The sequence below is a fragment of the Ruegeria sp. AM4 genome (genome assembly GCF_056540665.1).
In genome coordinates, this window is record NZ_JBQFXD010000022.1 from 13264 (window position 1) to 28787 (window position 15524).

General features: G+C 53.6%; 16 protein-coding genes. 6 read left to right on the forward strand and 10 right to left on the reverse strand.

Going from position 1 to position 15524, the window contains the following annotated elements; genetic code table 11:
- Positions 1-22: 22 nt before the first annotated feature.
- Genes otnC through ACR0JA_RS23030 form a run of 7 tightly spaced genes read right to left on the reverse strand, consistent with a single transcriptional unit; the run spans position 23 to position 6346 of the window.
- Complete coding sequence (gene otnC / locus ACR0JA_RS23000) at positions 23-664, reverse strand: 3-oxo-tetronate 4-phosphate decarboxylase (protein ID WP_480580083.1); 642 nt, start codon at positions 662-664, stop codon at positions 23-25.
- The gene (gene otnK, locus ACR0JA_RS23005) at positions 661-1938 is read right to left on the reverse strand and encodes a 3-oxo-tetronate kinase (RefSeq protein WP_480580086.1); all 1278 of its coding nucleotides are present in this window, start codon (positions 1936-1938) and stop codon (positions 661-663) included. The genes otnC and otnK overlap by 4 nt, the downstream gene beginning before the upstream one ends.
- On the reverse strand, positions 1932-2732 hold the full coding sequence (locus ACR0JA_RS23010; protein WP_480580089.1) for an N-acyl homoserine lactonase family protein: 801 nt from the start codon (positions 2730-2732) through the stop codon (positions 1932-1934). Before ACR0JA_RS23010 ends, otnK begins: the two co-directional genes overlap by 7 nt.
- The gene (locus ACR0JA_RS23015) at positions 2729-3016 is read right to left on the reverse strand and encodes a putative quinol monooxygenase (RefSeq protein WP_480580092.1); all 288 of its coding nucleotides are present in this window, start codon (positions 3014-3016) and stop codon (positions 2729-2731) included. The genes ACR0JA_RS23010 and ACR0JA_RS23015 overlap by 4 nt, the downstream gene beginning before the upstream one ends.
- Positions 3016-4527: a tripartite tricarboxylate transporter permease gene (locus ACR0JA_RS23020; RefSeq protein ID WP_480580095.1), complete on the reverse strand. Its 1512-nt coding sequence runs from the start codon at positions 4525-4527 to the stop codon at positions 3016-3018. Before ACR0JA_RS23020 ends, ACR0JA_RS23015 begins: the two co-directional genes overlap by 1 nt.
- Positions 4528-4531: 4 nt before the next feature.
- Positions 4532-5281, reverse strand: a complete 750-nt coding sequence (locus ACR0JA_RS23025) for a hypothetical protein (protein ID WP_480580098.1) — start codon at positions 5279-5281, stop codon at positions 4532-4534.
- A gap of 57 nt (positions 5282-5338) precedes the next feature.
- Positions 5339-6346 (reverse strand): Bug family tripartite tricarboxylate transporter substrate binding protein, encoded by a 1008-nt coding sequence (locus ACR0JA_RS23030; protein ID WP_480580101.1) that lies wholly within the window; start codon positions 6344-6346, stop codon positions 5339-5341.
- Between the two features lie 135 nt (positions 6347-6481).
- On the opposite strand from ACR0JA_RS23030, the gene ACR0JA_RS23035 reads away from it, so the two are divergent.
- From ACR0JA_RS23035 to ACR0JA_RS23050, 4 genes are all read left to right on the forward strand, one after another.
- Complete coding sequence (locus ACR0JA_RS23035; RefSeq protein ID WP_480580104.1) at positions 6482-7570, forward strand: isocitrate/isopropylmalate dehydrogenase family protein; 1089 nt, start codon at positions 6482-6484, stop codon at positions 7568-7570.
- Positions 7567-8598: a Gfo/Idh/MocA family protein gene (locus ACR0JA_RS23040; RefSeq protein WP_480580107.1), complete on the forward strand. Its 1032-nt coding sequence runs from the start codon at positions 7567-7569 to the stop codon at positions 8596-8598. The genes ACR0JA_RS23035 and ACR0JA_RS23040 overlap by 4 nt, the downstream gene beginning before the upstream one ends.
- Positions 8595-9272 carry a GntR family transcriptional regulator gene (locus ACR0JA_RS23045; protein ID WP_480580109.1) on the forward strand — a complete coding sequence of 226 codons (678 nt, stop codon included), beginning with the start codon at positions 8595-8597 and terminating at the stop codon, positions 9270-9272. Before ACR0JA_RS23040 ends, ACR0JA_RS23045 begins: the two co-directional genes overlap by 4 nt.
- 162 nt (positions 9273-9434) lie before the next feature.
- Complete coding sequence (locus ACR0JA_RS23050; RefSeq protein WP_480580112.1) at positions 9435-9776, forward strand: LysR family transcriptional regulator; 342 nt, start codon at positions 9435-9437, stop codon at positions 9774-9776.
- Positions 9777-9887: 111 nt separating this feature from the next.
- Here the strand turns inward: ACR0JA_RS23050 and ACR0JA_RS23055 are convergent, their stop codons facing one another.
- Complete coding sequence (locus tag ACR0JA_RS23055; RefSeq protein ID WP_480580115.1) at positions 9888-10805, reverse strand: class I SAM-dependent methyltransferase; 918 nt, start codon at positions 10803-10805, stop codon at positions 9888-9890.
- A gap of 1002 nt (positions 10806-11807) precedes the next feature.
- On the opposite strand from ACR0JA_RS23055, the gene ACR0JA_RS23060 reads away from it, so the two are divergent.
- Both ACR0JA_RS23060 and ACR0JA_RS23065 read left to right on the forward strand, forming a co-directional pair.
- On the forward strand, positions 11808-12050 hold the full coding sequence (locus ACR0JA_RS23060; protein ID WP_480580118.1) for an EF-hand domain-containing protein: 243 nt from the start codon (positions 11808-11810) through the stop codon (positions 12048-12050).
- Positions 12051-12295: 245 nt separating this feature from the next.
- Complete coding sequence (locus tag ACR0JA_RS23065) at positions 12296-13546, forward strand: Hint domain-containing protein (RefSeq protein WP_480580121.1); 1251 nt, start codon at positions 12296-12298, stop codon at positions 13544-13546.
- Positions 13547-13848: 302 nt separating this feature from the next.
- On the opposite strand, the gene ACR0JA_RS23070 is transcribed toward ACR0JA_RS23065, so the two are convergent.
- The gene (locus tag ACR0JA_RS23070) at positions 13849-14265 is read right to left on the reverse strand and encodes a lysozyme inhibitor LprI family protein (RefSeq protein WP_480580124.1); all 417 of its coding nucleotides are present in this window, start codon (positions 14263-14265) and stop codon (positions 13849-13851) included.
- Positions 14266-14431: 166 nt separating this feature from the next.
- On the reverse strand, positions 14432-15142 hold the full coding sequence (locus ACR0JA_RS23075; protein WP_480580126.1) for a M48 family metalloprotease: 711 nt from the start codon (positions 15140-15142) through the stop codon (positions 14432-14434).
- Positions 15143-15524 lie beyond the last annotated feature (382 nt).

Here is a 15524-nt window from a genome sequence, read left to right on the forward strand (position 1 = left end):
CACTCTCCTTTTCGGTGCCGGATTAAATCCTTCCGAAAGTTCCCTTGAGGTCTGCGACTTGTTCTGCATTCAACATTCGGGTTCGCATACCACTCACTGCCACTAACAGCTTAGCCGTTTCTTCCAGCTCTTCTGCTGCACAGATAGCTGAAAAGAGGTCCTTTCCCGACACAACAGGGCCGTGGTTAGCCAATAGAACTGCACTGTTTTTGCCGCCCAATTCGCGGATCAAATCACCAGATTTCGGGTCACCCGGCTTGACGTATGGAACCAGTTTGACCGTGCCGACGCGCATGACCACGTATGGTGTAAGCGGCGGAATACAGTCATTGGGATCGGTGTCTTCCAAACACGACAGAGCAGTGGCCCAGGTCGAATGTAGATGCACCACCGCACCCGCGTCTGGCCTCGTCTCATAGAAGGCTTGGTGCAGAAAGACCTCCTTGGTGGGCTTGTCGCCGGAGACGTGGATGCCATCCAAATCAATCTTGGCGATACGCTCGGGGTCGATATCACCCAAGGTGGAATTGGTTGGCGTCATGAGGATTCCATCATCAAGACGTGCCGAGACATTGCCCGCTGTGCCGACGGAAAAGCCACGCGCAAACAGCGAAGCACACAGCTCCGACATCTGCTGCCGTAAAGCTAATTCTTCAGATCTCATTTGCCGGCCTCCATCATTCTGAGGGCTTTCGCAAAAAAGTCCGGAGCGCCAAAGTTTCCAGATTTTAGGGCCAACGCAATGGGTTCAGTTTTTCCAACGCTCAGGACTGGCACGCCCGGGTCGATCTCTGGCCCAATTGACATGGCCGGAGACCCCAGTGCCTCAGAGATGACCTTGGCAACAGCTCCCGACGTCTCTCCTCCTGCCACCGCAAGGCGCTTGTACCCAGCATCGACAAGTTCTCGTGCTGTATCTGCAAAGAGATTGTCCAGTTTTTCCGCCACAGCCTCCTGACCAAATTTGTTTTGGATCGCCCGCACATCATCCGGGCTTCCCGATGAATATGCGAGCGGTGCCTGACCCGGATGCGTTTCAAAGAAATCCAGAAGCGTCTGCGTGGTCACATGCCCGGACATGACACCCGGAACGTTAATGGCGAACGTCGGATGGGATTTCGCATGAACATCGATCTGCCCGCGTGTCGCACCTGAACATGATCCTGCAAGTATGGCGGCGGGCCCAGCGATACCTGTGAACACACTGCCACCGCTTTTGGACGAAGCTCTTCTGACGAAGTTTCTGGGTAGACCTAGCGCTATACCCGACCCGCCAGTAACGAGCTTGGCATCCTTTAGAGCCTCACCCCAAGCCAGCAAATCCTCGTCCGAAATCGCATCGCCGATAACAAAGCGTTCGTCGGCGTTCTGCAAAGCAGCAAAAATCGCCTCCGGTCCTTGCTTCACGGTGTCAACTGGCACCAACCCAACTTCTTCTTCGGTCTGATGCTGCAACCACCGCCTGATGTTCGCATCCATCATCGGGGTAAGTGGGTGGTTTTCCATCCCGGACTCGTTCAACGGCTTGCCGAGCACAAAAAGATGGCCGTGATAGACGGTGCGACCCGTGGTTGGAAAGGCCGGGCAGAAAATCACCTTTTGCGCACCCAGTCCGTTGGCCAGCGCTTCCGCAACGGAACCGATATTTCCCTCCATCGTGGAGTCAAAGGTCGAGCAGTACTTGAAGATGAACTGCTGGCATCCTTGATCTTTAAGCCACCGCAGGGCCCGCAGGCTTTCTGCAACAGCTTCTTTGACAGGTGCGGTGCGGCTTTTGAGCGAGATCACACCCGCTTCGATCTCTTCGTTGGCCGGGGTCGTCGGAATACCTGGGAACTGCGCGGTTCTTAATCCACCTTCCGGTTCAACGCCCTTCGCCAAGGTGTTCGCAATATCGCTCGCACCGGTAAAATCGTCCGCTATGACACCGATTAGCATAGTTCAATGTCCCGGGTCGGCCCTGGATCCAGCCTATGGATATGCGGTGCCACGCCCACGGGAAATACCTCACGCACAAGTGGATCATGGCCGGGCACGATAAGGCTAGGATGCGAAGCCAACCTCTCAAGTGTCTCGAAACCAGCCATCATGTCTTGCAGGTCGACGACGATGGGAAAGGCTTTGCGCGCCATGAAATTCTCGTAATAGTGCGAGGCATCAGAGGCGAGTACCATCCACCCGGCTGCCGTTCTTACGCGAACGCATTGCAACCCGCGCGAATGCCCTCCGATGCAGTGCACCGTTACCCCATCTGCAATCTCGGCTTCTCCATTGTGGAACACCACCTTGCCTGAATAGAGACGCTTTACGACCTCGCAGACATGGCCAGCCGTGAAAGGCGCACGCAGGTGATCCTGGCACATGCATGGACCTGTGGCGAAGGCCATTTCCGCCGACTGCATGTGCAATTTCGCGTTAGGGAACATATGCAGCCCCCCTGCATGGTCATAATGAAGGTGGGTCACGATGACCTCAGTCACAGCTTCTGGCATAATGTCTAAAGGGCTTAGAGCCTCGCGAGGGTCCATCGCGATGGGACGACCACGAGCGGCTGCCTCATCGGAGTCGTAACCAGTATCGACCAGAATGACTTTGTTGCCGCGTTTGAGTACCCAAACGAAATAATCCATCGCATGAGGCGCGTCGTGATTATCATCGATGATGAAACTGTCAGCTCGCGTCCGGGCGTTGCGATCCGCGTATTTCACGGCATGGATCTCCCAATCGTTCATCGGATGACCTCGGAATAATGGTGAACTACCTTGGTGGCGATCATATCAGCCACTGCCGTATCGAAGGACTGAAAATGTGCGCTTTCTAGGTGGGCAGAGAACGCCGCGCTGTCATCATAAACCTCATAGAGAAAAACTGTCTTGGGTTCGTCGCCGAGACAAACGTCAAACTGCCGGCAACCGGGCTCATCCCGCAAAGAGGTTGAAGCGTTTTCGACCATCAGCGGCAAAAAGGTGTCCCGCGTTCCTGGCTTGAGAGTGAAGGTGACAGTGACTGCAAACATCAGACAGAAAGTCCTTTCAGACGTGAGAAAGCGCGCTTTGCAACGGGCAGTTGGCTGAGGATCAGACCAATGTTGAGCAGCAGCAGAATGGCTGCACCGGGTCGTGAAAAGAAGACCGAAAGATCCCCATCCGACAAGAACAGCGACCGGCGGAAGGTTTCATCAAACAGGCTGCCCAGAATAACCCCGATAACCAACGGCGCGATTGGGTACTTCATCAGGTTCATGAAGTAGGCAACGGCGCCGACTCCAAGCATCAGGTAGAGATCATTGATGCCACCACCGACGCTGAAAGACCCGATTGTTGTCAGAACCATCACGACTGGCAAGAAGATGGTCTGCGGGATCGCGAGTATCTTGATAAAAACCCGAGCCGTGAAAAGCCCCATCAGGAACATTGTCAGGGATGCCAGCACTAGGATTGCAACCACGCGCAGAATGATCTCGGGGTCTATCGTGGGTCCCGGGATCACGTTGTTGATCTTGAAGGCCCCCATCAAAGCCGCGGCGGGTGGTGAACCGGGAATGCCCAGCACCAAAAGCGGGATCAGGGCGCCCCCAATACAGGCGTTGTTTGCAGTTTCAGAGCACAACAGACCTTCTAAAGAGCCTTTTCCAAACTTATCACCCTCGGCAGATACGGTCTTGCCGACTCCGTAGCTTACCCAACCGGCGACATCTTCCCCAACGCCGGGAAGCGCTCCTACCCCGGTCCCAATCACACCTGACCGGCCAATGGTCGGCAAGCAATGTCGAATAGAGCGAAGGTTTGGAAGAATACGGCCTTTCAGAGCCAGAACTTTCCCGGTCTCAACGTGCCTCAAACCATCAATGATTTGCGGGATCGCAAAGGCCCCCATTAAAACTGGAACGACCTGAAACCCGCTCATCAGGTAAGACCAGCCGAAAGTATAGCGCGGCTCAGACAACAGAGGGTCGAGGCCCACCATGGACATCGCAAGCCCGATCAAACCGGCGATCCATCCCTTAATCACCAGGTCTTCGCTCATCAAAGTACCAGAAAGCAGAATGCCGAACAGGGCCAGCAATGCTTTCTCCGGGCTTGCGATGTTCTTTGAAACCAAAAGCAGCGCCCAGACAAAAATCAAAAGCGTGATGGTTCCGATAACTGTGCCAATGAAACTGGCCGTCGTGGTCAGCCCTAGTGCTTCGCCCCCTCGACCCGCTTTGGCCAGAGGGTAGCCATCCATGGCCGTCGCTGCGCTGGCTGCCGTGCCCGGAATGTTCAGCAAAATAGACGGGTAAGAGCCGCCGTAAATCGCGCCGACATAGGCCCCGAGCAAAGCGATGAGCGAATAGTCGAGCGGGATTTTGTTGCCGAAGAAACCCGTCAGGATCGTCACGGCCAGGGTTGCCGTAAGGCCGGGCAATGCGCCGAATGTGATGCCCAGGAACACGGATGCAATCAAATACAGATAGGTCAGCGGGTCCACTGCCAGGCCCACGAATGCAGTCCCAAATCCAGCCAGTTGCGAAAGAATAAAGTCCATCCGGTCAGTCTTTCCATAGCGGACGAAGCGTCACGTAGTAGTGGTATTCGATTTGCTTGAAGATCAGCCCGCCGCGCGCGGGCACGTTCTGCCGGAAAACAAAGGCCATCGCACAAACAAGGATGAGCGGGGCAAGTATTGCCACCAATGGAACGAACCGCAAAACGCATTCGGAAGCCGCTTTGGTCAACACCACTAGTGTTAACGCGACCCACAAGGCCAGTGTGAACCAATCATCACCGTGCGCATTCCAATCCGCCTGAGCAGGAAACGCGGCGAACGCAAACAAACCGGCGACGACAACTGCGACACAGGCCACCAAAGCACGTCGCGCATGACCTCCGTAGTAGCCGTAAGTCAAAGCTGTAATCAGCAACCCAGAACACAGAATGAAGTCCACTCTGGGGACCAGTCCGACGACATATGCAAGAAGCATCAGGCCGATTGTTGATGCTCGATAGGCTTCCGACTTATCCCATCCGATCCCCAAAGCACTGAGCGCGTTTTGGGCTCCACCTGAACGGATCGAAATAGCCAGCAAGACGAAGGACAAGCCAAGCAATCCACCGAAGATGGACAGCGGTACAATTGCAGCCGAGTTGTACCAATCAGATCCACTTACACCTGCGCGGTTTTCGCCCCAAAGCGGGATGTCCGACGTCTTCCAAAGGAAAAAGGTGGAAATTGCTATCAGACCAATCGATGCCCAGAAATCGCGCGCCCGCATGATCAGTGTATCGTCAGATTCGTCCATTGCCTGCCTCTTGTCGGAAAGGGCGCGATCAGACGCGCCCTTTCAAAAGTGATCGGATTATGGCTTCTCGATACCCAGCGACGCCGGATCGACGGTCGCTGCGCCCAGATCTTGCAAGGTATAGGCAAAGGTAGCTTCGAGGTTCGCAAACAGCTCTTGAGCTTCTTCGCCGTGTTGACCACCGACATCATAATTGTTTGCAGAGGCCCATTCAGCGACGGTGTCGGAGGCAATCGCTTGCTCGAAGGCATCACCAAGCGCGGCCTTTACGTCGTCCCCGGCTGAACTGTGAACTGCAAACCCGATGGCCTGCTTGAGCGGCAAATACTGATCGAGACCGTCATATATGCCAAAGGCAGAAGGCACTGTTGCCCCTGCAATCTGCGCATCTTCGGGCGTCAACATCGCAAGCGGTTTAAGTTGACCGCCTTCGATCAACGGGGCCTGTTCAGCTAGAGAAGTCACAACCAACGAAACTTCACCCGCTATCGCTGCTTCCTGCCCTGGCGCTGAGCCTTTGTATGGAACAAACTTGAACTCTGCACCGGACCCTTTTTCGATGGCCAGAAGGTTCAAGTGGTGGATCGAACCTGCGCCGGAAGCCGCCGCTGGAATAGTGCCAGGAGCAGCTTTCGCAGCGTCGACCAGTTCTTCCAGAGTATTGTAAGGACTCTCCGCCGGAACCGAGATCAGATCAGGTGATCCGCCAACAATGAACGGATACCAAAAATCAAATTTCTTATCCCAACCACCTTGCACAGCAGCGGTGACGTTCGACTCTGACAGACCAACCAATGTATAACCATCGTCTGGTTGGTTCATGACATAGACCATCCCGTTGGAGCCCGCGACACCACCTGTTTGATTGATCACATTGATCGAGACGGGAAGGTGTTTTTCCATCTCAGCCATGATCATTCGGTTGATCGTATCCGTGCCACCTCCGGCCCCCCAGACCACAGCTGTAGTGATATCGCGATAGGGATAATCCTGCGCAACAGCTGCCCCTGCAATCCCAGACGCCATCACGGCTGCGGTCGCCAACCGCCCTAGCTTTAGTTTCATTTCCAAGTCCTCCCAAACATCTTTGCGTTTATTATTGCATTTATTTGCGTATACATTAAAGAATGCGTTGTCAACGGACTGTAGTGAAAGCTGCTATCGCGCTATGAATGCGAAACGGGAAGGAAGCGGGCTAAGATGAAAAAGAAATATGATGTGGCAGTGTTCCACGGGGACGGAATCGGCCCTGAAATTATGGCCCCTACGCTTGAAATCCTGGGTCAACTCTCGCGCGGAAGTCCTACCTACGAACTGGTGTTTAGAGACGCACCGGCAGGAGCTGGCCACTACGCCAAAACTGGAGAATCCTTTCCGGCTGGATCACTCGAAACGGCTCGCAACGCTGACGCGATTCTGCTGTCTGCAATGGGCTTGCCGGATGTTCGATACCCGGACGGAACTGAGATTTCACCGCAGATTGATCTGCGAAAGCAGCTGGAACTTTTCGCTGGGGTGCGGCCAGTAAAGGTAAGCAGTGGACAAATGACCCCTTTAGCGCTGCCTCCCGGAGAAGAGATCGACTTTGTCTTGATACGCGAAAGTACAGAAGGGCTGTTCTTCACCCAAGGCGCTGGTGAAGTTACCGAACACGATGCGCGTGAGACCCTGCTGATCACTCGTGAGGTGTCCGAAAAACTGTTCCGTTTCGCGTTTGAACTCGCCCAGAACCGAAAGGATTCTAGGCGTGGTCGGGGACGGGTTACATGTGTCGACAAAGCCAATGTATTCCGTGCCTTTGCATTCTTCAGATCGATGTTTGATGCAGAAGCCGCCCACCATCCCGATTTGCAGGCAGACCATGCTTATGTTGATGCCACCGCACTGTGGATGGTCCAAAAACCTTGGGAGTTTGATGTCTTGGTGACCGAGAACATGTTCGGAGACATCCTCTCCGACCTTGGTGCAGGTCTTATGGGCGGTCTTGGGCTGGCTCCGTCAGCGGATATCGGGTTGAATCACGCTGTATTCCAACCCTGCCATGGTTCCGCTCCAGACATTGCAGGACAGGGTATTGCCAACCCCTTTGCGATGATCCTGTCCGCAGCAATGATGCTTGAATGGTTGGGTTTGACCCATGATCACCCAGGCCTGTCCAACGACGGCGAACGATTGCGTGAAGCCGTGGAAAAGGTGACCGCGAACGGGCAGAACCTAACGCGTGACCTAGGTGGCACCGCCGGAACGCAGGACGCAGCCTCATCGGTATTGGAAGCATTGCGGGCATGAATACTCAACAAGCCATCAGGGTCGCGTGCGTGGGTGCGGGATATTTCAGTAGGTTCCACTACGAAAGTTGGTCCCGAATGCCCAGAGCGGTTCCGATTGCATCCTGCAACCGTGATATCAACAAGGCGGAGGAAACAGGACTGGCCGCTTACGATGATCTGTCAAAAATGCTGGAAGTGGAAAAACCAGATCTCTTGGACATCATCCTTCCACCTGTGGCGCAGGCCGATGCCATCCGAACGGCACTGCGCTCTGGAATAAAGTGGCTGATCTGCCAAAAACCTTTCTGCATGTCATTAGAAGAAGCTAAGAAGATCGTCTCCGAGGCTGAAGCAGTGGGCGCAACCATTGTCGTGCATGAGAATTTTCGCTTCCAGCCCTGGTATCGTGCGATCAAGGTAGCGATAACCGAGGGTCGAATTGGAACACCTCTACAAGCGACTTTCCGGCTTCGGCCTGGCGACGGACAGGGACCGCACGCCTACCTTGACCGGCAGCCGTACTTTCAGGACATGCCACGTTTTCTGGTGCATGAAACAGCGGTTCACTGGGTAGACACATTCCGATTTTTGTTCGATGCGCCCAGTGCAGTTTATGCGGACTTGCGCCAAGTTAACCCTGTTATCTCGGGCGAGGATGCAGGTTACATCCTGTTTGACCACCCCAACGGTTTGAAAGCTCTGTTCGATGGCAACAGATGCCTTGACCACAGTGCCGAAAACCTGCGCCAAACCATGGGCGAAGCGCTCATCGAAGGAACGGAAGGATCACTGGTTCTTAACGGCGACGGTTCAGTTGAACTCCGTGCTTTTGGAAAACAGGAGCGGCAGCAGATTCTACCTCCAAGCGATCACGATGGATTTGGAGGAGACTGCGTCCACGCCTTGCAAAGTCACGTCGTTTCAGGCCTTCTAAGAGGCACGCCGTTGGAAAACACGGCCCGAGATTATTTGGATGTGATCCGCATCGAAGAGAACATCTATCTCTCGGCTGCGGAGGGACGAAAGATCAACCTGGAGAAGCCGTGAAGGATCAGGACGCAAAAACTCTTTCCAATACGCAACGCGCAGTTAGGGATTTGCGAAAGATGATCCTGTCCGGCGAACTTGCAGCCGGAACTGACCATCTGGAATCGGAACTCGCCGAGACCCTTGGCATGTCCCGCACCCCGATACGGGAAGCTGCGCTGATGTTGGAAAGTAAGGGGTTGCTGGAAATGCGGCCCCGCAAAGGTGTACGGATACTGCCTGTTTCATCAGACGATATGCGCGAGATTTACGACATACTGACGGAACTCGAGAGCCTCGCAGCACAGCGTGCTGCCGAAGCGGGTTATTCAGAAGATGAACTGGCGGTCCTTGCTGGATCAATTGCAAAGATGGACCAAGCCATCGAAGCCGAAGACCTTGAAGCCTGGGCCGAGGCCGACGAGTTGTTTCATCAGGAGCTCGTTCGGTTGGGCGGCAACAAACGGGTCGAAGCGATTGTCGCCATGATGAGCGATCAGGTGCGTCGCGCGCGCGCAACGACGTTGTTCATCAGGCCCTTGCCCGTCAAATCCAATGAGGATCACCGGGCCGTTTTCAAGGCGATTAGTGATGGTCAACCGGATGTTGCTCGTGAACGCCATCGCGAACACAGGCTTCAGGCCAAGGCAATGCTTTGTGGGATACTAGAGAAGCATCGACTTAACAGTCTCTGATCCAATCGTGCCCGCCCATTAGCGTTTCCTGCTGAGTGGTTGAACTTGGAGTTTTCAAAGAAAGGGTACTTCCAAGTCCCCGCAGTTGACAGTGGTGAACGGAAACCTCCTCGGTCCCTTACAGCGAGTGTCAGCGAAGCCCTTAGAAGGTGGATTGTCTCATTGGCGACCCTGGCGACGATGAACATGATCGGTTTGGCGCTTCACCGCGAGGGAAAACTCACACAAGCAGGCCGGGTGCTCGGCGTCAGCGAAACTACAGTGGCCCGTAGGATCAAGATGCTTGAGCAATCGTTAGAAGCCACATTGTTCTTGCGCAGTGCCGATGGACGGTACGAACCAACTGACGCCGCGCTGGACATCCTGACACATGCGGAAACTATCGAGGTGAGCAACGCAGCAATTCGTGAGATTTCGGGTAAGAGCGCAAATGATATTGCAGGCAACGTACGCATATCGGTCAAGGCAGCCAAAGACTGGTTGTCCTGTCTGGATTGGGTTTAAAAAGCGATACGAATGTGGCCATCTGTTCGCGGCACAGTTTGGGTCTTTTGAGGCGGTCCCGAACCAATCTTCGCATTTGGCTCAATCAACCGTTCATCGAATGGTACTCGACTAGGTGTTGCCTACCTTTCGGACGCGGAACAGCAGAAAAAGAGGCGTCACGCGTGTGTCTGCGACTTCTGGATACTTCTTTGCCGTTTCCTCGTCGGCGACTGGTTCATGTAGGCTCTCAATTTGAAACCCGGCTTCGTGTATCATGCCCACCCAATCGCTGAGTGTACGGTGGAATCTCGGAACCTCGAACGGCGCATAACGGTCCCGTTCTTCCTCAGGTGCCGCTCCAAAACTCCAGGTCTCAATATCCCCGTTTGTTCGATGGAAATAGTCGGCGACTTCGACGGCGTAGACCTCACCCTCGCAGTTGCGCAAGGTCCTGCGCTTTGGCGGTACAAAACAAGGATGCAGTATAGAAAATTGCAAAAATCCTCCCCTGACCAGGACCCGGTGCGCTTCTCCAAGGGCGGTAATCTGATCCGGCATGTCCATGAAGGACATGAACGCCACGGCAAAGTCGAAACACTCGTCGGGGAATTCTAGATGTGCCGCGTTACCGATCAAATACTCGACGCCCTGCGGATCTTGCCTTTCAGCGGCACGTGCCGCCTCAATGAACGAAGGTGCGATGTCGATAGCCGTCATCCGCGCACCACGGATTGCAATTTGACGAGTATTCGTACCTTCGCCACAGCCCAAATCGATACCCTTCAAGCCTGCCACTTCTGGAAGCATCTGAAGAAAGGCGGGCGTGTTCAATGCATCTCGATAGACGTCGTATCCGGCGCGGCTGAGCGCGATCCATGCAGGCGCATTCTTCTCCCAATAGGCTCCTACTTCCGAGGACTGCATAAAAACTCCATTCTTCAATGTCGGGTTCTGGATTCTTGAAATTGTATGTTGATCTATCCATCGAGTTGATTGTTTCAAAAACGTTAAATCACCAGCAAGTCCCAACACCCATCCGACGAGCATGTCTTGCAGTTTGGCCTCTGCCAGAACCTAAGGGCAACATTGCTGGTAGATACATCACATCGAAGCTTTGCATGGTGATGTAAGCAGAACAATACGAAGGTTTACTTCCAACTAAGGTGAGCTCGCAATCCGGCGGATTTCGACCAATACATGTTTGGGTTGTTGAATTGGGACCGCTCGTCTGGTAACAGACGGCACTGGAAACCCTGATACAGGAGAGATCAGATATGCCGAATTGTCAGACCTCAATGCTTCGCGCAGCAGGCGCAGTAGCCCGTTAAAGCGGTCTGACAGGTTTCCGATCTGAAGGCCGCCTCGTGAGCGGCCTTTTTTGTGTTTTCCTCATGTGGCGGCTTTCCATCATTTCATGGAGAGAACAATGCCAAGCTTATCACTTTACATTCCAATCGGCCGGTCGCGTGGTCTCTTATTGCGACTAGTGGCTTTCTTCGCCCAGCGATCCAACACAAAGCGGCCTGCTCTGCGCAGAAGAGCCGAGCTGCCGCCTCACCTGAGGAAAGACGTCGGCCTTCCGCCGGAGGTTGAACACCCACCTCCTTCGCACTATCGGTTCCCCTTTTAAGGAATCGACCGAGCAAGGGCAGCCTGCTGCCCTTGCTCTCAACATTTGCACGTTACCCGGCGTGCGGCGCAAATCTGCCTTGCGGTTACAGTGGTTGTTTTTGGGCGTGAGCGCTTTCTCGTGAAGTACACCGGCATTGAGTGGTCGACAGACTGGACTCGAAGTCGACATTGTTGCATTTCGAGTCTGTGAAAACTGAGCGGAGCCTTGCCGTGAGGCCTGCTTCGGCTCGGGTACTAACCGCCTAATCACATTGGGGGATTATTGCCGAGCGGGTGTTTGCGGATGTGGTTTCAACAAACACGCGGAGATTGGCGCAAAATCAATCTACACAATCATTGCGGGTGACACCTGATGCGACCGGGTGTTTTTGGTGCTTGTCCGGACACACCACTCAAATTTTGCTTAGGAGTCATGTAATGAAACCCAAAAATGTCGCCGCAGTTGCGGCCGTCGCCTTCGGGCTGCCCACTCTGGCCGCAGCGCAATCTGCGGACGCCAACGGAGATGGTGTTTTGACGATTGAAGAGGTGCAAGCTGTTGCGCCGAACGTTGATGCCGATACATTTACGGTAATGGACACCAATGGAGATGGTTCTCTGGATCAGGATGAGATTCAGATTGCGCAAGAAGCGGGTATACTGCCGCCAGACAACGGCTAACCTGCTTATTGAGAATGGCGGCCCGATCCTCCCTGGGCCGCCTGGCTCTTCTAAGCAGCTGGTTGGAGCAAGTACAATTCTCAGAGTTCTCCGTTCTTTCGAACTACCTACAAGGAAGCTCGACTTTGCCATATCCAACTCTTTTGCGTCGTCTTGCCGAAGGTTGGGTTTGAACGGCCGGTCGGGTAGGATGTACCTCAAAAGTGATTGCACCATACTGACCTATTTGAAAAGCGGATCACGACATGCCGGTTTTTATCACTCTAACCAATGCAGATATAAACGATCCAGCTTTTTGGGCTGCGCTGGATATTGGCCCCGATAGTACGATTGATGCATCGGGGCTGAGCAACGCTATCCAAGTCACAATGACTGGAAGCTCCATTACGTTCACCAACACAACCACAGGCACAGTCACGACTTATTCGGATACTGATCTTGCGGGTGGATCGTTCAGCCAGTTTGTCGAGTACACCGGTAACAACAACGATGACAATGTAAGCGGGTCCGTTGGTCTGAACGCTGGTGGATATAGCGGCGGGCGAGGCAACGATACACTTGTCGACACCGGCTCGCTTGGCGGAAGTATCAGCGGTGGGCGTGGCAATGACACCCTGCAAGGTGGTTCAGGAGACAACAATATCTTTGGTGGTCAGGGTCAAGATATCCTACGAGGTGGCTCTGGTAACAACAATCTCAGCGGAGGCGGCGGTCGCGACACGCTTTTTGCGGAAGACGGCAGTGGCAATCTGGACGGCGGCGGCGGGAGAGACGTCATATACGCCGGATTGAACACAAGTTTCGTTGATGGCGGCAATGGGAACGACCGGTTGATTTTGCCTCCGGGCTCTACATTCACTCCGTTTTCTCCAGGATCTACAGGCGGGACGGCCAACCTACCGAACGGCCGGAGTTTCACCTATCTGAGTATTGAGACAGTCGAAATCGCATGTTTCACTGAGGGAACGCAAATTCGTACCCCGAGCGGTGATTGCCTAATCGAAGACCTGAAAGTTGGTGATCTGGTTGAAACGCTGGATCATGGACCGCAGCCCGTGAGATGGATTGGCAAACGTTCTGTTTGCGGGCGGGGCAAGCATTCCCCAATCCGGTTTGCGCCTGGCACAATCGGGAACCGTCGCGAGCTGCGTGTATCACCCCAGCATCGAATGCTGGTTTCTGGTTGGCGCTGTGAACTGTATTTCCATGCACCCGAGTTGCTCTGTGCCGCCAAACATCTGTGTGATGGAGACCAAGTCTGCCGTGACCCTTGTGATACGGTAAACTACGTCCACATCATGTTTGACAAACACGAAATCGTAAACTGCGAGGATGCCCTACTCGAAAGCTTTTTCGCAGGTGAACACATACTCAATGCAGATCTTGAAGTATATCAGGAGTTAATAGAGATTTTCCCTGAGCTTGCTGACAGAAGATACAAACCAAGTCCTGCTCGCCCGTTTATCCGCCGCATCGAAGCTGCTCTCATTAACTGAATGACCTTTGGATTTCGAACCAAAGCTGTTCAGCCCCGGCCCAAAAATCAAGCTGACAAAACGATGCTCTGCAAACTGTCCAATGTCCTCGTCTAGCTCGTTCTTCCAATTTTATCACAGATGACGGCTGACTAAACTAGTTGGCTATTGGCCGGCGGGCTGAATGCAACTCGGGGACACATTGTCCCCGAATGCAGAAAGTCAACATCGTTGCGAAGCGCAGCATCAGTCGCGCTTAGCATACAGCAAGACTCTGAAACAAACACTTTATTGCTTTCAACACCTAACTCAATGAGCGTAATTCAGTAGGACTGGAGTTCTTGAATTCGTTTTCGCGTTTGATACTCGTAACACGTCTGGATCCTAAGGTTCGTGCCGCCCCGGGCAGCGACACCAATCCGGCTGCAGTCCGCGTCACGAAAGGCAATCCATGCACGCTGTGCTTCCCGCAAAGCCGCTTTGTAGTCATCAGCAAGCGGCCAGCTTGGGTCAACGCCGCTTATTACCTTTTCATAGACACGGTTGAGTTCTTCATCCGCCTCGCTCAAAGACTTCTCCACACATGCCCATGCTCCTTCGCTATCACCGTCCTGCTGAAGTTGGCGCCAGCAAGGGCTGTCTGTCACAGAGACAGGATCCGTTGGAGCGGGCAATGGTGTTGTTTGCGCTACGGCCAAACTCGCATCAAACACTCCGCTGAGAAACCCAATGACGTTCACTCCGTTCTGGTTACAAATCCTCAATGTTCCTGATTCCTTATTCAGATGTCGGCAGGTTCACCGAACCTGACGCGGATAGATTGCACAACCTTCGGCCCTAAGCAGACCTTTGTAGCTAAGCTTGGTAAAACCGAAATAATAATTGCCAAACATAGACTCAAATTGGTCAACGACCTATTTGGGCCATGGTATCTTGCACCGCATAATATCGTTGTGCGTTGGGAGGATGCGTCCCTAGAAAACGATCACCAGGATCGGGAACTCTTGCGAAGTAGAGCGCACCTTTGAGCGGATCATAGCCCGCTTTGTAAGCTATCACCGTGCCTAGCCGATCAGCTTCCAGCTCAAAGTTCTTCGAATAGCTGCGCCCACCAACAAAGGCTCCAAGATCTTGTGCCGCAGCAATGTCATTCGGCGCGGTCCCTGCTATTGTTGCCAGACCCGCCAAAATAACCGCACCAGCGGCCGCGTTTTGCTCACGTCGCTCTAAATGACCTTGAATATGGTGCGCGGCTTCATGTGCCATTACAAATGCGAGTTCATCGGTATTGTTCACATCTCGTGCCAGCGCCTGGGTCATTGTGATAACAGGGCGTCCCGACTTGCTTAAACTCTGGTACGCGTTTGTGGGTGCTTTTTTGTTGAGATCAATGCGGATCAAAAAATCACAATTCACTCCCCGAGTTTGGCGGCGGCATTCTTGCTCTGCGACGGGTTCAATTCTAGAGGCGACCTGCTGAAATCTCACCTGTGCCTGCTGTGAACTGACCGGCGCACGCGCTTGACCGAGATTTGGGATAGGTGCTGATGGCGGAGTCACAGTTGACACACATCCCGCCAGCAACAAAGCAGCCAATACCAAGACAACCCGCTTCATAAATGCGCCTTTCCACCCATTTGAGAGCCTAAATTGAGTCCGCAGTTGTAGATAAACCAACACCCAAACCTTAGGATCTGTGTGAGTTGTTATTCAATAACAGAGCAGGCTGGGTGTCGTCGCATCACGATTCAGCTGTCGCCAAATTGGTAAGCACAGCGAATAGCATTGAGCCGAACGGCCAGCCCGTCCGCGACCCCATCACTAACGCCCTGAACTGCGTCCATCACCGCGTCAGAGGCCGCTAATTCCGCTAAACGACGGCTTCAAATCTATCTACTTCTTTGTAGAGTATTTTGTTGAAAAACTCATCCTTGATCGCCGCATGAACTGCTGATTCAATTCTTCCAATGGGCTGGAGGATTGGCGATGATGGGACCGA

Excerpts from the sequence above, each read along its gene's own strand:
- ACR0JA_RS23055 (WP_480580115.1), bottom strand. The coding sequence starts at position 10,805 with ATGCTCGTCGGATGGGTGTTGGGACTTGCTGGTGATTTAACGTTTTTG.
- ACR0JA_RS23025 (WP_480580098.1), bottom strand. The coding sequence starts at position 5,281 with ATGGACGAATCTGACGATACACTGATCATGCGGGCGCGCGATTTCTGG.
- ACR0JA_RS23065 (WP_480580121.1), top strand. The coding sequence starts at position 12,296 with ATGCCGGTTTTTATCACTCTAACCAATGCAGATATAAACGATCCAGCT.
- ACR0JA_RS23010 (WP_480580089.1), bottom strand. The coding sequence starts at position 2,732 with ATGAACGATTGGGAGATCCATGCCGTGAAATACGCGGATCGCAACGCC.
- ACR0JA_RS23040 (WP_480580107.1), top strand. The coding sequence starts at position 7,567 with ATGAATACTCAACAAGCCATCAGGGTCGCGTGCGTGGGTGCGGGATAT.
- ACR0JA_RS23030 (WP_480580101.1), bottom strand. The coding sequence starts at position 6,346 with ATGAAACTAAAGCTAGGGCGGTTGGCGACCGCAGCCGTGATGGCGTCT.
- ACR0JA_RS23020 (WP_480580095.1), bottom strand. The coding sequence starts at position 4,527 with ATGGACTTTATTCTTTCGCAACTGGCTGGATTTGGGACTGCATTCGTG.
- ACR0JA_RS23035 (WP_480580104.1), top strand. The coding sequence starts at position 6,482 with ATGAAAAAGAAATATGATGTGGCAGTGTTCCACGGGGACGGAATCGGC.
- otnK (WP_480580086.1), bottom strand. The coding sequence starts at position 1,938 with ATGCTAATCGGTGTCATAGCGGACGATTTTACCGGTGCGAGCGATATT.
- ACR0JA_RS23015 (WP_480580092.1), bottom strand. The coding sequence starts at position 3,016 with ATGTTTGCAGTCACTGTCACCTTCACTCTCAAGCCAGGAACGCGGGAC.
- otnC (WP_480580083.1), bottom strand. The coding sequence starts at position 664 with ATGAGATCTGAAGAATTAGCTTTACGGCAGCAGATGTCGGAGCTGTGT.
- ACR0JA_RS23060 (WP_480580118.1), top strand. The coding sequence starts at position 11,808 with ATGAAACCCAAAAATGTCGCCGCAGTTGCGGCCGTCGCCTTCGGGCTG.
- ACR0JA_RS23075 (WP_480580126.1), bottom strand. The coding sequence starts at position 15,142 with ATGAAGCGGGTTGTCTTGGTATTGGCTGCTTTGTTGCTGGCGGGATGT.